Origin of the sequence: uncultured Chitinophaga sp. (genome assembly GCF_902168175.1) — a bacterium.
Taxonomy (GTDB): Bacteria; Bacteroidota; Bacteroidia; order Chitinophagales; family Chitinophagaceae; genus Chitinophaga.
This window is the reverse complement of record NZ_CABHOU010000041.1, coordinates 89,053-107,708: the sequence shown is the minus strand read 5'-3', so window position 1 is coordinate 107,708 and position 18,656 is coordinate 89,053. Positions and strand designations below refer to the sequence as shown.

Annotated in this window: 16 protein-coding genes; 5 read left to right on the top strand and 11 right to left on the bottom strand. The window is 46.8% G+C overall.

What is annotated here, in order from left to right:
• Positions 1–384: 384 nt before the first annotated feature.
• The 4 genes from mnmE (at position 385) to QZT80_RS08545 (ending at position 4,044) form a co-directional block, all read left to right on the top strand.
• Entirely contained in the window at positions 385–1,767 is a 1,383-nt protein-coding gene (gene mnmE / locus QZT80_RS08560; RefSeq protein ID WP_295120509.1) for a tRNA uridine-5-carboxymethylaminomethyl(34) synthesis GTPase MnmE, read from the top strand.
• 276 nt (positions 1,768–2,043) lie between these two features.
• Positions 2,044–2,904 (top strand): alpha/beta hydrolase, encoded by an 861-nt coding sequence (locus QZT80_RS08555; protein WP_295120506.1) that lies wholly within the window; start codon positions 2,044–2,046, stop codon positions 2,902–2,904.
• Positions 2,905–2,944: 40 nt separating this feature from the next.
• Complete coding sequence (locus QZT80_RS08550) at positions 2,945–3,724, top strand: hypothetical protein (protein ID WP_295120504.1); 780 nt, start codon at positions 2,945–2,947, stop codon at positions 3,722–3,724.
• A gap of 53 nt (positions 3,725–3,777) precedes the next feature.
• Positions 3,778–4,044, top strand: a complete 267-nt coding sequence (locus tag QZT80_RS08545) for a hypothetical protein (RefSeq protein WP_295120501.1) — start codon at positions 3,778–3,780, stop codon at positions 4,042–4,044.
• Between the two features lie 50 nt (positions 4,045–4,094).
• On the opposite strand, the gene QZT80_RS08540 is transcribed toward QZT80_RS08545, so the two are convergent.
• On the bottom strand, positions 4,095–4,667 hold the full coding sequence (locus tag QZT80_RS08540; RefSeq protein WP_295120498.1) for a hypothetical protein: 573 nt from the start codon (positions 4,665–4,667) through the stop codon (positions 4,095–4,097).
• A gap of 549 nt (positions 4,668–5,216) precedes the next feature.
• Between QZT80_RS08540 and QZT80_RS08535 the strand changes: the two genes are divergently transcribed.
• The gene (locus tag QZT80_RS08535; protein WP_295120495.1) at positions 5,217–5,936 is read left to right on the top strand and encodes a head GIN domain-containing protein; all 720 of its coding nucleotides are present in this window, start codon (positions 5,217–5,219) and stop codon (positions 5,934–5,936) included.
• Between the two features lie 183 nt (positions 5,937–6,119).
• Here the strand turns inward: QZT80_RS08535 and QZT80_RS08530 are convergent, their stop codons facing one another.
• The 10 genes from QZT80_RS08530 to QZT80_RS08485 form a co-directional block, all read right to left on the bottom strand.
• A complete protein-coding gene (locus QZT80_RS08530; protein ID WP_295120491.1) occupies positions 6,120–7,199 on the bottom strand; it encodes a TlpA disulfide reductase family protein in 1,080 nt (359 codons plus the stop codon).
• A gap of 15 nt (positions 7,200–7,214) precedes the next feature.
• Complete coding sequence (locus QZT80_RS08525) at positions 7,215–8,744, bottom strand: RagB/SusD family nutrient uptake outer membrane protein (protein ID WP_295120488.1); 1,530 nt, start codon at positions 8,742–8,744, stop codon at positions 7,215–7,217.
• A gap of 18 nt (positions 8,745–8,762) precedes the next feature.
• Positions 8,763–12,206 (bottom strand): SusC/RagA family TonB-linked outer membrane protein, encoded by a 3,444-nt coding sequence (locus QZT80_RS08520; RefSeq protein WP_295120485.1) that lies wholly within the window; start codon positions 12,204–12,206, stop codon positions 8,763–8,765.
• A gap of 202 nt (positions 12,207–12,408) precedes the next feature.
• The gene (locus QZT80_RS08515; RefSeq protein WP_295120483.1) at positions 12,409–13,566 is read right to left on the bottom strand and encodes a FecR family protein; all 1,158 of its coding nucleotides are present in this window, start codon (positions 13,564–13,566) and stop codon (positions 12,409–12,411) included.
• Between the two features lie 98 nt (positions 13,567–13,664).
• Positions 13,665–14,243, bottom strand: a complete 579-nt coding sequence (locus tag QZT80_RS08510; RefSeq protein WP_295120480.1) for a sigma-70 family RNA polymerase sigma factor — start codon at positions 14,241–14,243, stop codon at positions 13,665–13,667.
• Positions 14,244–14,317: 74 nt separating this feature from the next.
• Positions 14,318–15,157 carry a hypothetical protein gene (locus QZT80_RS08505; RefSeq protein ID WP_295120477.1) on the bottom strand — a complete coding sequence of 280 codons (840 nt, stop codon included), beginning with the start codon at positions 15,155–15,157 and terminating at the stop codon, positions 14,318–14,320.
• A gap of 151 nt (positions 15,158–15,308) precedes the next feature.
• A complete protein-coding gene (locus QZT80_RS08500) occupies positions 15,309–16,148 on the bottom strand; it encodes an energy transducer TonB (protein WP_295120474.1) in 840 nt (279 codons plus the stop codon).
• 38 nt (positions 16,149–16,186) lie between these two features.
• Entirely contained in the window at positions 16,187–16,774 is a 588-nt protein-coding gene (locus QZT80_RS08495) for a biopolymer transporter ExbD (RefSeq protein WP_295120471.1), read from the bottom strand.
• A gap of 52 nt (positions 16,775–16,826) precedes the next feature.
• Positions 16,827–17,477 (bottom strand): biopolymer transporter ExbD, encoded by a 651-nt coding sequence (locus QZT80_RS08490; RefSeq protein WP_295120469.1) that lies wholly within the window; start codon positions 17,475–17,477, stop codon positions 16,827–16,829.
• Between the two features lie 70 nt (positions 17,478–17,547).
• A complete protein-coding gene (locus tag QZT80_RS08485) occupies positions 17,548–18,402 on the bottom strand; it encodes a MotA/TolQ/ExbB proton channel family protein (RefSeq protein ID WP_295120467.1) in 855 nt (284 codons plus the stop codon).
• Between the last annotated feature and the right edge of the window lie 254 nt (positions 18,403–18,656).

Below are 18,656 nucleotides of genomic sequence, written 5' to 3'. Positions count from 1 at the left end.
GAAAAGGAAACAATGCGGTTATTCTATTAATAAATAACGACAGCTGCTTATTGCTCACTTTTAATTACTCACGTTCTAACTTCTCATAAACGATACGTCTCACAAACTTTCTCATATACAATTGCCTCAACAGAGACAAGACGGCTGCGTTAAACTTTTGTTGTAATTTTTCACCATCAAGACAAAAATCGTAAATTTTTGGATTAAATCGGTCAATTCTTAACAAAAATTTTAGTATCCGGTAACATTTACATCTTTTGTGTCACATTGATTAAAAAAAATACTGATTTATTATTTGCTTAATCTATAGACCTTATAGAGCTTACAACCCATGCGCTGTCATTACAGTTATTATAGTAATTTCGTTTCTTCATTAAGAATATTATGATTGGTAAACTGCCAGGGCATCATGACACAATAGTTGCAGTAGCAACAGCACCGGGAATAGGCGCTATCGCGGTAATAAGGTTAAGCGGGGTGGAGGCGATTACAATTACAGATAAACTATTCCCGGCGAAAGATCTTACAACCGTGCCGGGGCATACGTTGCACTTTGGTGTACTATTGCATCCGGAAACAGGTAAAGCGATAGATGAAGTAGTGGTGAGCATTTTTAAGAACCCACGTTCTTATACCGGTGAAGACGTTACAGAAATATCCTGTCACGGCTCTCCATATATACAACAGCAGATTATAGACGCCTGTATACAATCCGGTGCGCGTATGGCGCAGCCGGGTGAATTTACACAGCGCGCCTTCCTCAATGGCAAACTCGATCTTACCCAGGCCGAATCAGTAGCCGACCTTATTGCCAGCAATACCGCCGCATCGCACCAAACAGCTATGCAACAAATGCGCGGTGGTTTTTCGAAGGAGTTAAAAGCATTACGCGAACACCTGATCCGCTTCTCCGCCCTTATAGAGCTGGAACTGGACTTCAGCCAGGAGGACGTAGAATTTGCCGACCGCACGCAATTTTTCGACCTGGTCACATCAGCGACCGTCACCGTTAAACACCTCATCGATTCTTTCAGCATGGGTAACGTGATCAAGAATGGTGTAAACACGGCAATTATCGGCAAACCCAATGCAGGTAAATCCACGCTGTTAAATACCCTTTTGAACGAGAACCGTGCCATCGTAAGCGATATAGCCGGCACTACGCGCGATACCATTGAAGAAGTATTAAACATAAAAGGCGTTTTGTTCCGCCTTATCGACACGGCAGGCATCCGCGAAAGTGTAGACGCCATTGAAAGCATTGGCGTACAGAAGTCGCTCGAGAAAATGCGTGAAGCCGGATTAGTGATCTACCTGTTTGATGTAAACGAGTACAGTGCAGCCGACATTCAAAACCAGGTCACTGCATTTGAAGCCGAAAATATCAACTACTTACTCGTAGGCAACAAAACAGATATCACACCTGGCGCCACTGCAAAGTTTGCCGCCATCCCCAACATCCTTTTCATATCTGCCCGCAACCACAACGATATCGACCAGCTTAAAAATACACTGGTAGACAAAGTAATGAGCGGCAACATTAACACCGAAGACACTGTAATCACGAACTCGCGGCATTACGCTGCACTCCAGGAAGTGTTACGTGCATTACTGGATGTGCGCAATGGACTTGACAATAAACTACCCGGCGATTTGCTGGCATTGGATATCAGGATGTGTTTGCACCATTTGGGACTGATTACTGGTGAAGTGACGAATGAGGACAGGTTGGATTTTATATTCTCAAAGTTCTGTATCGGTAAATAATTACTACAATCACTGACAAATGGCTACACACCTTTTCGCTCAAAAGGATTGTAGCCATTTTTGTTTGTATCGAAGCCACGCAACCATTAATAATTCAACCGCTGCCGAAAATACTCACGCACACTGAATTCGCCAACCACTGCCACTGATTCTCCATTGCCACTTACAAGGTTTTGTTCAACATTTGCATAGTAAGGTAAAACGGACGAAACTCAAGCCCCAAAGGGGCATCGACCTTTTATTGCCATCACCCTGAAACGTTCTAAAAAATACATCATGCAAAGTGTAACCGCAACCGTTAATGCAACAAACGTCAGCACCCTGTTTGCTACCGCTAATGGTAAAAACATCGCTTACCGCTCGCTGGGCGAAGGCACTCCCTTTATATTATGTCAGCGGTTTCGCGGCAACCTCGATGATTGGGACCCTTTGTTTCTCGACCTGCTGGCCGTAAACTACCAGGTAATTATTTTTAATTATAGCGGGATGGGATCATCTACGGGCGAGCCTAACAGTGATATGAAATCCTTTGCACAGGATGTAATTGATCTGGCAGATTACCTGTCCATCGACCGCTTCCTGCTCGGGGGATGGTCGCTGGGCGGATGGGTAGCGCAAATCGCTACCACCTCTTTTCCTTCACGTGTACAGCAGCTCGTACTGATAGGTACTAAACCGCCGGGACAGGTAACGCATCCTGTGGAAGAAATTTTTCTAAAAACGGCTTACATAGAGGATTACACTTTTGAACATGAAATTATTCTCTTCTTCGAACCTATCTCCGAACGCAGCAAACAGGCCGCCTGGGCCAGTCACCAGCGCATCAATGCGCGTACCGACCGTGACCCTAAGGTAAAACCCGAAGTGTGGCAGTATTACGGAATGGGAGCGGAAGATTATTCAAAAGATCCTTACGATGCGAGGAGAAAATTAACGGAAACGAACATCCCCATCCTGGTGATCTCCGGCGATCATGAAGTGTGCTTTCCACCGGAAAACTGGTTCGAACTTAACCGCCAGTTGCCAACAACCCAGGTCGTAGTAATGCCCAGGGCCGGCCATGGACCGCATCATCAACATCCGGAAATGACAACGCGGTATATACATGCTTTTATAGAGGAGCATGCAAATGCCTAACTGCGCCGGCACCAACTTATAAACACACAAATTAATACATATGAAACGGATATTAACACTTATCTGCTGGGCCCTTATGCCCGCAACCGCCGCTTTCGCAGGAGAATATTGCGACTCCTGCCAGAAGTTAAAAAAGGAAAAATCGAACATCAACGAAACTGATTACAAAATAACAGGCGCCTCAGTTACGCACAACAAAAAGTGGGGCCAGTTAGAGTTTGAAATTAATGTGCAGGGACAAGCAGGCCGCAGTGTTTCTTCGCCCGCGGGACAAATGAACGGCGCGCCTGTAGATGGTTATGTGTTCCCCACCACCCTATCTTCAGAAGATATTGGGTTTAGTAAAACAGATGGCATTGTAGCCCTTGCCCTAACTGCCCATCCTGATTTCGACGACACCCCGCTTTGGGATGAAGACGGTGATGGAGACTATACCAACGACAAAATAATATGGCATCCGCACTGGGTGGTATTGGTAGAGGACAAACGCGTGCCGGGCGGTTTATCGGTGAAAGAATTTAACGCTGCCGACAAATCAGTTGTTCTTCCCAAAACCAATCCGGGCATGCCCATGTACATGGACTCTCCCGGCTTCCAGGTGGTTACAGAAGGGAAATCTATCAGGGTAGTGGTACCCGACTACAGGGTGCGGTTTAAAACTGATTTTAAGTATGATGCTGTGGGCGCTTATATGCAACTTTCTACCGGCGAAGGCGGCGCACACCTGGCAGATGGAAAAATGCCAATGCTCGGCGTTTACAAGGTGTACAGCGTGTTATCCAAAAACCTGTCGCTCCCCTACCAGGTAAAAGGGAAATAACATCGGGGGATGAATTAGATTTTGTACATTTCGTTACCTAATCTGATTACCCTATGACACCCGACAAGATAGAACTGATAGCTGTATTTAAACAGCCGGTGGAGCTGGAAGATGCGCAGGCACTCCTCCGCATCAAAGCAATAAGATATAGAACAGGGATGGACTCCAGCCGGGGCAAACTTTATTTTTACAGCACAGGCCCGAAGTTCATTCTTACTTTTCTAACAGACATAGAAAAGACCGATGCAAAAGCTTACCTGGAAGCACTGACTGAAATACATGAGGTGTATACACCGGACTGGGATAAATGTAAAGACTAATAAAAAAGCCGGCCCCTGACAGGCCGGCTTTTTTATTGATACAAACATTCCTACTTCTGCGGTTCCTGCGATTTTGTAAAATCCATGGATGATCCATCGTCATAATAAATATGCCATGATTTGATCTTACCGGCTTCCTTCTTAAATTCGATATCCGTATACTGTACCTGCTTTTTAGGGTACAGTTCATCGGCGCCGTACTTTTTGGTTTTACCGTTGTCAGAACCGCCGCAGGACTGGTACCCACGGTAGTTACCGGCGGCCGAATAGAATTTGAAACTGTTGTTGGTGAGATCGACTTCTACCGTACCTTCTTTGTAGCCCAACACCTGCGAACGGCAACCACTGTTGGTATTGGTGTAATAAAAATACTCCCTCGCCCTGCCATCTTTAAACAACATATAACCCACTGCCAGTTCGAAACCAGCGCCCTGGTAACTGCCATCGTAGCCCCAGAAACTTCCGATGGAAGTAGAGCCCGCCAGCCAGTAACCCACAAGATCGTCCGGAACAATTGTTTTGGGGTTGTTACCATAATTGCCATTTTCATCTTTGTCTTTTGAGCAGCTGTTCAGGGTTACCATCAATGTTGCAAACAGGATTAACGTCAATGTTTTTTTCATGCTTCTTTTAATTTTTTTGCGAAACTATCATTGCAGCAGGTAAACTTTTTTTGACGTATTACCGGGATGTATCAATTTTAAGCTGAGTTGTAGATATTACGGGTCAAATTAATTAGCACCTCCGCTCCACCCAGCGTACATCCGCCCCGCATCACCAGCACCCGCATACTAACGAGTAGCTATTTATACAACAGCTTCCCAAACAGTCATATATACACAGCCCGGCAAGGCCTTACTTTCATTATGTATCTCATCCCCCTAAACCCCGATCACCAATAACATAACATGTACGGTAAACGGAGCCGCCATTCACCGTTTATCCGAACATGTCTGTAAGCCAGGCGCTACAGTTGAACACCCGAATTCTACATCTCATCACCATTACCGCATTTATTAAGCGGGAAAGGGGGAACTTTGTGCCGGACAAAACCCCAATAATTATTAACCCCGAAAGCTGCCATTATTTACGAGTGTAACTGCTGACAACAACACTTCTTCGCCATTGCGTGGAGTGGCTTAGCATAAACGGAAACTAAAAAGAAACAACTTATGAATTTGAAATTGATGATGCCCCTGGTATGTTTGGTTCTCACATTGGGAACATCCTGCACAAAGGAAATTGACGGACACGGGCCCAGCAGAACAGAAACAAGAACGGTATCGGCATTTACTGACTTAGTAGTAGATGTTCCCGCCCGTGTGATAGTGACACAGGAACAAGATTACAGTCTCACCATTGAGGGCCAGCAAAATGTACTCAACGTCATTCGTACCTCGGTTGGTGCAGGCGAGTTGCGTATTAAGTTTTTAGAAAAAACTTCTATTGGCCGCCACAATCGGGTAGTGATCAGGGTAAGCGCGCCATTATTTAAAAAATTATTTATTACCGCCGACAGCGATTTAACCTGCGACGATGTACTCAATACCTCTAACATTAAACTGGAGGCAAAGGCCAATGCAAACATCAATCTGACCGGTGTGGAAGCAACCGGTCGTATAGATGCCTATATCAACGGTTCCGGCAACATCCAGATCCATTCCGGATATGCTGTAGCCGGTGAGATATCGATCAACGGAAGTGGCGATATGGAGATGACGGACCTGATCTTTAAGAAAGTAACTGCAATCGTAAACGGCTCTGGCGATATTCGCGCTGGTGTTTCGGATGAGTTGAATGCGAGAATATCGGGTAGTGGTTCAATTTACTACAAAGGTAATGCGGCCGTTACGAGTAAAATTAGTGGTTCGGGTGAGGTGAAGAAGTTGTAGGTTTTTAATATAGGACCCTCAATAGCTTCGACCGCCGGTTAATAACCCAGGCGTAGCAACACCTTCAGGTGATCCGTTGCAGCTCCGGTTGAAGTGCGGGTTATTCGTTTTAAATATTACTTCTTGTAAAAGCAAGGGCTGTCTCCGGTAAAAGGGACAGCCCTTTTTATATGGCACTGGTTATTATTTCAGCACTTCTGCTAACTTAAGGTCCAATGCTTCCCCATTAAGGTTTCTTGCAATAATCTTACCATCAGGCCCCACGAGGAAGTTCTGGGGAATAGCCATTACACTGTAAAGGTCAGATGCTTTCTCCTCGCCGAGATCAATCACCTGCGGCCAGGTAAGCTGGTCGTCAGCAATGGCCTTCAGCCAGGCAGACCGGCCTCTTTCCACATCGAGCGACACGCCGAGTATCTCGAAGTTCTTGTCCTTAAACGCTGCGTAAACTTTGCGCAGGTGTGGATTTTCCGCACGGCAGGGTTTACACCACGATGCCCAGAAATCGATCAGTACGTACTTGCCACGGAAGTCGGTCAGTTTAAGCGTAACGCCACTGGTATCTGCCTTTTCAAACAACGGCGCCAGTTCGCCTACGTCTGATTTCTGCAGTTTAGCGATATTGGCGGCATACAGTTTACCTTGTTTGCTATTTTTCACACCAGGCGAAAGGCTGTTAAATAATGGGCTGATGTCATGCGCTGCAGGCATAAATCCTACGTAATCCTTAATCACGTCCATACTAACGATCGTATTGGGGTGCGATTTGATGAAGGCGGCCTGCACGGCTTTCCGTTCTGCTTCCAGCGCATCCATTTTGGCAGCGCGGGCTTCTTTGTTTGCATCTGCACTTACCTCTTTTCTCTTTTTGTTGATGAGGGCCATCCGCTGTTTCAAGTCTGCATGCGCTTTGTTAGTGGCACCGGCTGTTACAGTAGCGCCACTCATCACCGTACCACTTTTTATGTTGATAGTGCCGCCCTCTATATAAAATGTAAGCCTGTCCGCATACGTTTCTTTTATACCAGGGCCTTTGACCAGGGTAAGATAACCTGATACAGGTTCGTCTACCTTTCCTTTGATGTTATATACACCTTTCACTACTGCGGCGGAATCCCTTACCGGTTTTCCATCCTGCACATAATATAGATAAACTTTGGCCGGAGCGTCTATACTGTCGGCATATCCTTTAATGGTAAAGGATTGGGCAAATAAAGCCCCTGGCGCAGCGATGGCTGCGGCTAAAAATAGTTGCTGAAACATATGTCCTGGTGTTTGTTAGTTAAAAGGTCTGGTGTCTGGCTGTAATCCCCATTGCGGATTAAAAAACAGGACGTTGTTGGAAATTGGCAGTACAAAAAGTGAGTGATCAATGGTGGCTTCAAATGTTTCTGCCCCCATAGTATGCATCACTTTTGTTTTTCCCCAGGGTTTACCCGGTTCCAGGCAAAAGCGCTTGAGGTCGAGCAAACGTTTGATGTGTCCCAGCGGTAATTCGCGGCGGCGTTCCTCCAGTACGATCTGTATCACTTCGTCCTGCGATGCGGGCGTTGGCAGGTCGGCGGTGCCGGTTACAAAGCGGTTGCGTCTCAGCAGGTTTACATCCGCCATGGCTTCCGTCAGTTTGTTCGTACGCGCATATCCCTCTGCTCTCATCAGCAATAACTCCGGATAGGTAAAACCTGCTGTCATCTGGAACCTGGATATTCCCGAAGTAGTGGTGCCGCGATAGTATTGTAGTCTTTTGCCATCATCGTACACCGTTCCGTTGTAAGTAGTTTTATACCCATTGGCCATCAGCAAAAAATACTTAAAACGGAGGTCACGGGCCTGGTCGAATAATGCGATAAATTCCTGAGAAGGATAACCGTTATTAGCCTTCCCTACACCGTTATCAGTACTACGGAAGAACAGGATTTCGCGGCTGTTGGGGAGTTGGATCTTACTGTCCGGGCTCCTGATCTGGCTCACCAGTTCATTGGCAGGATCGGCCAGTGAAAGCGTATTGTAATCGTACAATACCGTGTTTACTCCTTTAGCCGAAGCTGCCGTCCAGGCGAGGTTGGCGTAATACGCTACGCTGTCGTATTTGGCGGTAAACAGGTGGTAATAGGCCAGCATAGCCTGCGTAGCTGCCTTATTCGGGCGAGAGGGATAATTGGTCACCTCGGGCACGTTTGCCAGGCCGGCATGCAACTCCGCCAGTACTTTGGTAAACACCTCTTCCTGTGTAGAGAGGTCGGGCATTTTCGCCGCCACATCGCTGCTGGTGAGGTAAGGGATGGTTTTGGTAGTATTGGCGCCTCCCGGTTTATATACCGGCCCATATATAAGGGTGGTGTGAAAATAACTCCAGGCCCTGTTTACATAAGCCTGTGCAAGCACCGCATCGGCCTGCGCGGCATTATCCGCCGTACGTAGTTTGCTCACGCCATCTATTACATTGTTGAAGTATTTCATAGAGCGGTAAGTACCCCAATCCCAGAAATAGTCAACATTATTGGGATTTCTAAACGGCGCGCGAAAAGTATAGCCGTAAAAATTATCAATGTTAGGTGAATTATTGGCTTTGTAGTACACTTTTCCAAGTCCTTCCGACAGCTCCACATTATCGGTCATATAACCTAACATGCTGCCGTTGTTGTTATTCAGGAAAGGATATTGCACAATGTCCGCATTATCGAGCAGGTGATCGAATTCTGCAATGCTGGTGGGAATAAGTTTGCCTTTGGGTTTTACATCCAGGAATTTGTTGCAGGACGTAAGTGTTACACAGGCAGTAAATATGATGATGGATATTGATCGCATGAGCATTACTGTTAAAGTTTAAAGATTGATACGCAGGCCCAGGTAAAATTCAGGCATCGGGCGGAAGGGGGTGTACCCAAGTTCCGCATTCACCGGATCGGCGGCATTCAGCTCATAAGCTTCCGGATCGAGCTTATCGCTGTTAGCGGCAAGCAGCAGCAGGTTACGGCCCTGGAAGGTAACGCTGGCATTAGTTAGGCCAATTTTACGAAGCAGGATGCGGTCAAAATTATAAGTGAGCGATGCGTCGCGCAGCTTCAGGTAGTTGGCGCTTTCCATGAAAATGTCTGAATAGGGAAAATAAAACATCTCTACGGAATAGGGTACTAGCTTAGGATACATCACTGTAGCTTCATCACCCGCTTTTCTCCAGCGTTTTGCTACGTCTGCATGTTGAATGGCCGACCCGTCATACGCATATCTCCGCATCACCCCACCTGTTTTAGCCAGCAGCATGAACGAAAGGTCGAAGCTTTTATAATGGAATGTATTTGTAAGACTATATGCCGCTTTAGGACGGAAGGTACCGCTGTACACTACATCGCCCAACGCCAGCGCACCGCTATTAATCTTTTTACCCGACTTGTCCAGGTAAAGTGGCGTACCGTTGTTATCGATGCCACCAGCACGATAGGTAAATACAGCGTTGGCTGGATAACCTTCTCGGTTTACAGACAGCATGGTGAGTGAAGAATGGCTTGGATAACTGGCGTTGTACTCAATTACCTTATTGTTGTTAAAACTGGCGGTACCCAATACATTCCAGCTAAAATCGCCCTGCTTCATCACAGTACCATCTATAGTTATCTCCAACCCGTTATTATTGATCTGGCCTAAGTTGCGTATAAGACTGGCATAACCAAGCGTGGGATCTACCACGTTGGTAGCCAACAATTCTTTGCTTTTACGCAGGTAATAATCTGCCGATACATTGATGCGCGAAAGGAAGGTCATATCTACACCAAAGTTATTCGTGGCGGTTTTTTCCCAACGCAGTGAGTTGTTGGGCGGTGATACTATTCTCCATGAAATATCGCCGGTAAGGTTGGAATAAGTGCCCGGGGCAATAATCAGGAAAGGGCCTGCATCGAGGGAGATGTTACCGTTAATGCCATATGATCCTCTCACATAGAGTTTGGTTAACCAGCTTACGTCAAAAAACTGCTCATTCGATAACTTATAAGTGCCGCCTACCGACCATAACGGTTTGTAACGGAACTTTGGATCGGTACCAAAAAAGTTCGTCTGATCCAGACGAATACTGCCGCTTACCAGGAATCGGTTATCATACTCGTACGATCCATTGGCGTACCAGGAAACAAAACGGTTATCGCGGAATACGATGGAGCCAATATTTACAGGCGATTGCGGCTTGCTTGTACCGAGCATATCCGCGTTATACAAACCGGCGTTGTAGTCGGCATAGTTAAAGGTAGCGAAAGTGCCTGCCTGGTCGTTGTACCCGAAACGCGTAGGAAAGATGTTATTATCCCTTGTATCTCTCGACACTTCGGTACCGGCAATAGCAATTACGCTATGTTTACCAAACTCCCTGTTAAAATTAAGTTGGGCACGTACGGAGTAGGCCTGGTTAATGTTCCTGCTTTCTGTAACCATATCGCCTTCGGGCAGATAGTGTTTAGAAGGATTAGAGATAGAGGTACCGTCGTTGTAGCCTACACGCATGCGGTACGAGTCTTTACTGTACACGCTGCGGCTAAACAGGTTACCCCTCGTCCACGAGCCGCCTGCCTCTACATTCAGCCCCTGGGCCAGCAATATATTTATACCCCCGTTAAGGCGAAACTGCAGGTTCTGCGTTCTGCTCATCTCCTGGGCAAGATCTAATAGCGGGTTAAAAGTCATCGGTTTTAAACCGGGTATATTCGCATAACGCGCCATCTTTTTCGGGTTGATGGCGAACATCTCCTGCGGCTCGCCAGTGGCAGGGTCTACCACCAGGTCGTAGGGATGAAATATTTTATTCGACAGGTACTCCAGGAATTCGCCTGCCTGCCTCACCGGTGCCTTAGCGGTGCTATAGTTCACATTTGATAACAACCTAACGGAGATGCGCTTAGAAGGTTTCCAGTCGTTACGCAAATCAAGTATCAGCCTGTTATCGCCGGTAAAAAGCATATTACCCCTGTTGCCAATAAACTTGGCCGTGGCGGTGGTTTGCAATTTATCACTGCCGCCGGAAAGCGAAAGGTTATGTTGCTGCGTTTGCTGGTTGCGGAACAGGTGCTTTTGCAGTTGTCCTATTCCATCATAAGTTTTCATTCGTGCTATTTCGGCATCCACGTCTGCGGCGGGCATAAGACCCAGATCTTTTGCTACCAGCAGGTAGTTAACACGGGAAATATTACGGTCTACGTTATACGCGTTTTGCACCGATACCGGGTCTTGCTGGTAAATCTCCATTTCCGCATCTATATAATCCGCTGAATTGGCTCTGCGCAAATAGCCCAGGTCTGGTTTTTGGGTGATGCCATAAGAGCCGCTATAGGCAACGTTTAACGCGCCCTTGCGTCCTTGTTTGGTAGTAACAACAATTACTCCGTTAGAGGACCGTGCACCGTAAATAGATGCTGCCACACCATCTTTGAGTAACGTAATGGTTTCTATGTTTTCTACGTTCAGTGTTTCCAGTCCACCGGTGAGTATAAAGCCATCTACAATTACCAATGGCGCCAGCTCGGCGTTAAATGTGGATATACCACGCACCTCCAGGTTACCGTCATTCTTTAACACCATACCAGCTACCTGACCTTCCATGGCCGCTTTAAGGTCGGGCCGTATTTTATTCTCCAGTTGTTTGCTGGTAATGATAGAAAAAGCACCCGTAGCACGTTCGCGCGGAATACTTTGGTAACCGGTATTGAGTGTTACTGCTATTCCTGCCATGGTAGTACTTTCGCGGAGCATAGCGATCATTAGTGTACGTTCGCCGGCAAAACGAATTTCTTTTGTTTTGTAACCTACGTAAGAAATCACCAGCACATCGCCAGGCTCGGCCTGTATCGTAAACTGGCCTACGTTGTCGGATACTGTTGATGTTTCGGCACCCTTTATTCTGATACTCGCCCCCGCCAGTGGTATGCCTAAGGAGTCGGCCACAATACCGTTCACGGCTACCGGTACCGGTACGGGAGCTGCATTGCCCGTCGCTCTTTTACGAATAAAAACGGTTTGCTTTTCCACACTAAATTCGAGTGGCTGGCCTTTAAGCACCATCGACAGGAAGTTTTCCAGCGGCACATTTTTCGCGTCCACCGTAACGGGTGTAGCCTGGTTTAATAACTGTACACTTACAAACACTACATGCCCGGTTTGTTTTTCGATCTCAGTAAAAACCCTTTCCATCGGCACTTTTCGGCCGGAAAAAGTGATGGTTTGCGCTACACTGTTTGCTGTTACATGTAAACAAAAAGCAAGGAGCAGGAAAAAGGTCAGTTTCATGACACGTACCATTTTGGTTGCACACCGGGAGTATGGCGCCAGACTGGCTAAAAGCCATGTGGGCAGCACATAGTAATCCCGGTTACGAAAAGCTTGAAAAAACATACTTTTGTAACGGTTTTTGGTTGATTAAGAAAGGATCGCCTGAAACTTCCGCCGCTTCGTGATTCAGACGGAGCGGCTTCGTTTTTATCTTTATCTGTTATGGTAACACCACTAGTTTTTTCCCATTATTTTCTATCCTGAATTTTACACCTGCACCTTCCAATCCCTTCAGTACCTGCAACAGGCTCAGGTTGCGGCCCATCTTACCCCAGAACTCTGTCGTGGGCGCAGTGCCCTGGTACTCCACCTCTATATCGTACCAGCGCGATAGCTGGCGCATCACCTCTTTTAGTTCGGCATGACTAAAGTCGAACACCCCGTTTTTCCAGGCTACTACCTTGTTTACATTAACACTGTTCGTTGTCCTGATACCATTGGCTGCCTGTGCCTGTTCACCCGGTTTCAGTATGGCCGACTGCTGACCGTTCCATACCCTGACGGCACCAAACACCAACGTGGTTTTAATACTTTGCTCATCTTCATAAGCATTGATATTAAAACTGGTGCCCAGTACTTCAACCGTGTTCAACTCATCCACTTTTACACGAAAAGGCATAGCCGCATTTTTTGCCACTTCGAAATACGCTTCGCCCGTTACTTCCACTTTACGTTCATTACCATTAAACACCGTAGGGAAGCGGATCGACGATGCTGCATTCAGCCATACGCCTGTACCGTCGGGCAGCGTTAACTGGAACTGGCCGCCACGGGGCGTGCGCAACGTGTTATAACCTACAGTAGCCGCTCCGTCCTGCACATCGTATGAAAGTTTACCGCCTTGCTGGCGGATATTAACGGCACCTTTCACCAATACCTGGTTCCCGGCACTGTCCAGCGTTATTACAGCACCGTCATCCAGCGTAAGGGTGGCTTTTGAACTGCCGGGTAAGGCGTCGTTCACAACCGTTTGCTGCGCCAGTTCTGTTAATGGTTTGGCCGGGCGTAGCAGGAAGAACGTGCCTGTTGCCGCTAATAGTAGTACTGCGGCAGCAGCGGGCCAGTAAAACCTCATACGTTTCACTTTTACCGGCTGTTTTTCTACGGCCAGTACCGCCTCCACTACATGGTTAAGTTCACCCTGGTTAGCAGCAGGCAGGTGGTCCGGCAGGTCGTTTAATACCGCGTTTATTTGGGCTGTATAAGCACCTTCTTCGTCCTCCCGCAGGTACAACTGCAGTTCGGCCAAAACATCGGCCGTGGCACTGCCGTCCAGTACCTGTTTTAACAGTTGGCTGATATGAGTTGATTTATCCAATTTCCGGCAGATTGATAATGAGGAATAATTACGTTGGGGAGTCCCCACATACAGCAGATGCGCGGAAAATCATTTAGTACCTATCTGCCTGGAAAAAATTATGGAAGGTCCCTGAACATCATCAGGCAGAGGGGCAGGAACACGCCATGTTTAAGCAGGTACTCTCGTATGCTCTTAAGGGCACGGCTCAGGGTGTTCTTTACAGTTTGAAGGGAGAGTTGCAGCTCGTCGGCTATATCGGCCAGTTTACGGCCTTCGGTACGGCTTAACAGGTATACTTTTTTTGCCTGAGGAGGCAGTAATTCGATGGCCTCGTTTACCAGTCGGGCCATCTCCCTGAGTTCCACCGTTTGTTCCGTATAGGTTTCGCTTGTTTCCGTACCAACAGCACGGTTACGTACTGCGTTTTTACGCAGGTACCCGAAACAATCGTGAAAGGTGATTTTTAGTATCCAGGAGCGGGGATTCTCGATATCCGGCAACTGCCCCCTCGACATCCAAATCTTAAAGAAAACGTCCTGCAGGATGTCTTCGATGGAGTATTCTGTTTTGGTCAGTTTGTAAATAAGCGGGCGCAGTATGGGGGTATAAATACGGAAGAGTTCCCGGAAGGCATCTTCATCCCCTTCCGTTATCTGTAAAAACAGTGCCCGTTCTTTATCTCGTGTACTCTCCATTCCCATTAACCCGCATATAGAGCTTTGATATCTGGTTGATTTGCGGGTTAAAAGTAAATAAAAACAGCCGCAATTTATTGCTCATCCTGCGGCTCGGGGCCTGGCCCGCGTTCTATCATGGGTACTACGATACTGATCATATCCTGATATTGCTTAGTAGCGGTTAACACTGTTACGCGTTCGTATGCCGTTTTCAGCGCCTCCAGCATAGTAATATCCGTTGCCATGATCTCTTCGGCAGGCACCGTGGTCAGGTCTTCTGCCATCGGCCCCATATCGGATATCACGGCATTATAGAACTTCACCGACTCTTCCGCCATGCCTATATCTTCCATGGCCATGCCTACGGCTACCATATCGGGCCCCACGCTATGAGGGTAATGACTCATGATGGCAGTGGTGATGCTGCATTTATCATACAACACGCTGTAGCGGGCATCTTTATCTCCCGTTACTAAAAATCTGTCGGCCAGCACACCGCACCATTCTCTGATCACAGCACCGGCCATCCATACATTGGCTTTAATGGAAGTATTGGGGTAGTCGCCCGCGGCTTCCTGCATCTGGCCTGCCAGGTCTTCAGTTATCTCCAGCAGCAGGTCAACAAAATCGGGGCGGGCAGCTGCGTAACGGCCATTCTGTTCCAACGCCATGAATAACCTTACCAGTTCAGCAAACTGGGCATCGCCCCCCGTAACAGCGTTCAGTTTCGGGTCGGGCAGGCGGGTTTGGCCGGATAATATAACGCCGGCTATCTCCAGCGGGGCAGGAAACACTTTACCCGAGTGGGGCTTGGAGGCGGCAGCCTTATATGGTTTGATGAAGAAGCCGGCTTCCTCTATACGATTATCGGCAATTGCCTGCCACAGCGGCTGGTATTCGTCACTTGGTTTTATATGGGAGAACTGCGTCAACTGAGTGGTTTTGAGGGAGCAAAAGTAAGTAAAAAATCAGTTGCGGCTTGTTGGCAGCGGTCATGTTACAGCCAGAGCAGGTCAATAAGTATCAAAAAAAATCCCTCACCGGCTAACCAGTGAGGGATTTCTATTATGGAAGAGCAGGGTACTACTCTTGCAAAGTAAAGCGGATCGGCAGGTTAAACTGTACAGATACCTGGCGGCCGTTTTGTTTACCTGGTTTCCATTTAGGCATACCACGTACAACACGAACAGCTTCTTCTTCCAGGCCGCCACCTTTTTTGGCGCCTACAGTTTTAACGTCCTTAATATTACCATCCGAATCTACCACGAAGGTTACGAATACAGTACCAGAGATACCATTTTCTGTAGCCAGGTGAGGATAGCGGATGTTTTTGCTAAGATATTTGTTAAGTGCTTCCTCACCACCCGGGAAGGTTGGAGGTTGCTCCACAAATGTGAAAATCTCTTCTTTTGGAGGAGGAGGCGGAGCCTCTACTACACCAGTACCTTTGCTATCGCTCAGCAATCCGGGATCTATACCGTTTACATCGCCTTCAACAGTTTTGGTACTTACCGCTTTATCCTTGATATCTTCGATTTTTGGAGGTTCCTCTTCAGGTGGTACCTCGTTATCTTTTTTAATCACGGGCGGCGTGAACTGTACTGTTGGTTTTACTGGTGGTGGTGGTGCCGGAGGCGGCGGAGGTGGTGGAGGTGTTTTAGGATCCTCTGGTGGGATCTCTAAATCCTGCATCTTGATCTCCTCAACCTTAGGCTTGTTGCTGGCATCGTTATCGGCGGCGTTCAGATTACTATAAATCAGATAGCTGCCGAAAATCAATAAAGCCAGCGAGGCGGTCCCGATGATGGAATTCCGCACGCGCTTCTCATACTGCCTTCTCAGGTCGTATGCACCGTACTCCTTGTTCCTTTGTTCAAAAAGGATGTCAAGAAAGTCGGACTTTAAGATTTTAGCTGAATCCATTTGCTTGTTAATTTATGGATGCAAAATAAATTGCTTGATTATTTAATGCCGTTTGCAGTTTCGGTAGACGCAATCCATTGCTTGTCCTGGTCAGTAATGTCTACGGTCGCATACTTCTGAATGCGGTTGATAGCCATTTCATCGAGGATGTCCACGAAGTTCTGGTAAACAGCTTGGTCGTCAGCTTTGATCATGATCACTACGTCTTCGGGTTGTCCTTTTGCGTTACGCAGTCTGGCAACTTCATCCCTCTTTTTGATGATCACATCGCGGATACCGTCTTTGTTTGCAAAGGTGGTAGCCTTGAAGAAATCGGGGCTAGCCGAGGCGTTAGGGTCTTGAGCAAGACCTTCGTAATAGTAAACCTGGTTCTTTTTGCCAAGCAGAATAGTGAGTGCAGTACTTTCTTTTACTTTGTTCTGCTCTTCCACTTTTTCTGTGTCCTTCGGCATTATCAGGTCCATAGTCTTAGGCTTCGCCATAGTGGTGGTGAGCATGAAGAAGGTAATCAGGAGAAAGCCCAGATCCACCATCGGAGTCATGTCCACACGGGTACTCTGCTTCTTCGATTTCGTTCCGCCGTGTTTACCTTTACCACCACTACTGCTGGTATCCATTTCAGCCATGGTAACTTGTTTTTTTGGTTTTTAAATCACCGTTAACCTCTCCGGCTAACGACTATTTACTCTTCTCTTCTTTCCTGAAGATAGCTGCTGCCGATCCGGCCGGTGCTTCTTCCAGGTTTGTTACCAGGTTGAGTTTCTGGATTTTCTTCTCTTTGAAGGTGTCCAGCACTTTTTTGATAACAGGATAAGGCGTTTGGTTATCGGCCTTAATACAATACTTGAGATCTCTCAGGTCTTGTCCCTGTGCAACTCTACCATACTCGATCCAAACTGCCAGTTCATTGTTGGCAGAATCCAACGGTATACCTTTTTCAAAACCTTTACGATCGTCGGGCTTCATATTGAGCACGCTTTTCAGGGCTTTGATCTCGGTACCGAAGCTTGAACCCAGAGCGAAAGCAGTTTGCTCTGCGTCAGAAAGACCAAGATGATAACTTTCGTTAAGATCAGAGATCAGTCTTTTTCTTTTCGGCTGGCCGTCCATGCTAAAAAACACTCTGCCATCTTTATCGATCGTGATCAGGATCACGTCAGCATCGGGAAGCAGGGAGGTGTTAATAGATGACGGAGTAACTACCACTACCGGCTCATCCGGCTTAAACTTGGTAGCCAGCATGAAGAAAGTCAAAAGCAGGAAGGCCACATCACACATTGCCGTCATATCGATAGCAGTGCTCTTCCTTGGCATTTTAATCTTTGGCATGTTTACTCCTTTTTGTGTTTACTTTAATTAAGATTCAAATCCTCGCTAATTCCATACAGAATGTACGAAATTATTTGTGGTTAGCCGCGAAGCTCTGAGTTAAAGTAAAGCCAGACTCGTCAATAGAGTAAGTGATAGCGTCGATATTGGTAGTAAAGTAGTTGTACATTACGATCGCAATAGCAGAAGTACCGATACCTAAAGCTGTGTTAATCAAGGCTTCAGAGATACCAAGTGCCAGTGCAGATGAATCTGGAGCACCAGTGTTAGACATCGCAGAGAACGCCTTGATCATACCCAATACTGTACCGAACAGACCCACGAGGGTCGCTACAGAAGCGATGGTTGACAGGAACACCAGGTTTTTTTCCATCATTGGCAGTTCCAGGGCAGTTGTTTCTTCGATCTCATTTTTGATGGTCAGGATTTTCTGATCTGTGTCCAGCTCAGTGTTACCGATCATCTCTTTGTACTTTTTCAGACCAGCTTTCAGTACGTTACCTACAGAACCTTTCTGTTTGTCGCACTCAGCCAGCGCTGCGTCAATGTTTTTGTTAGCCAGGTGATACTGAACTTTTCTTACCAGCTCAGCACCGCTGAATTTACCTTTAGCTTTAGAGAGGTACATGAACCTTTCGATTACGAAAGTCAGGCACACCAACAAAATAGCAATCAGGACAGGTACTACCGCTCCACCTTTATAAATGGTACCAAACCATTTACCAATACCCTCAGCAACAGGGTGTCCCTCTGTTGTACCACCTTCAAAGTTTGCTGGGTTACCCAGTACAAAGACATAAAACAAAATTCCTATCGCGATGCAGATCGGCACAGCCAACACGGCAAACAGGTTAGAAGACTTCTTAGGTTGATGAGATGATGTTTTCGCAGTAGCTGCAGTCACAGTTGTTTTAGTCTCAGCCATGTTGATTGAATTTTTAGTGTTAAAAATTAACTGTTTGTTTTGTTAGTAATTATTTAAAAATCAGTGATTCGCAAAGTTATACGCTTACCCCAAAAAAACAAGTGCCGCTCAAAAAATGTCCCAAAATTTAACTCACCGTCGAAAGCCCTGTCAGTAGGGCGTTTCGTTCAATTACACATTTTTATGAGCAAACACTTAGATAACAATACAAAATATGGTAAACATGCCCTCCTTTGGGTCCACCGATTCCATGA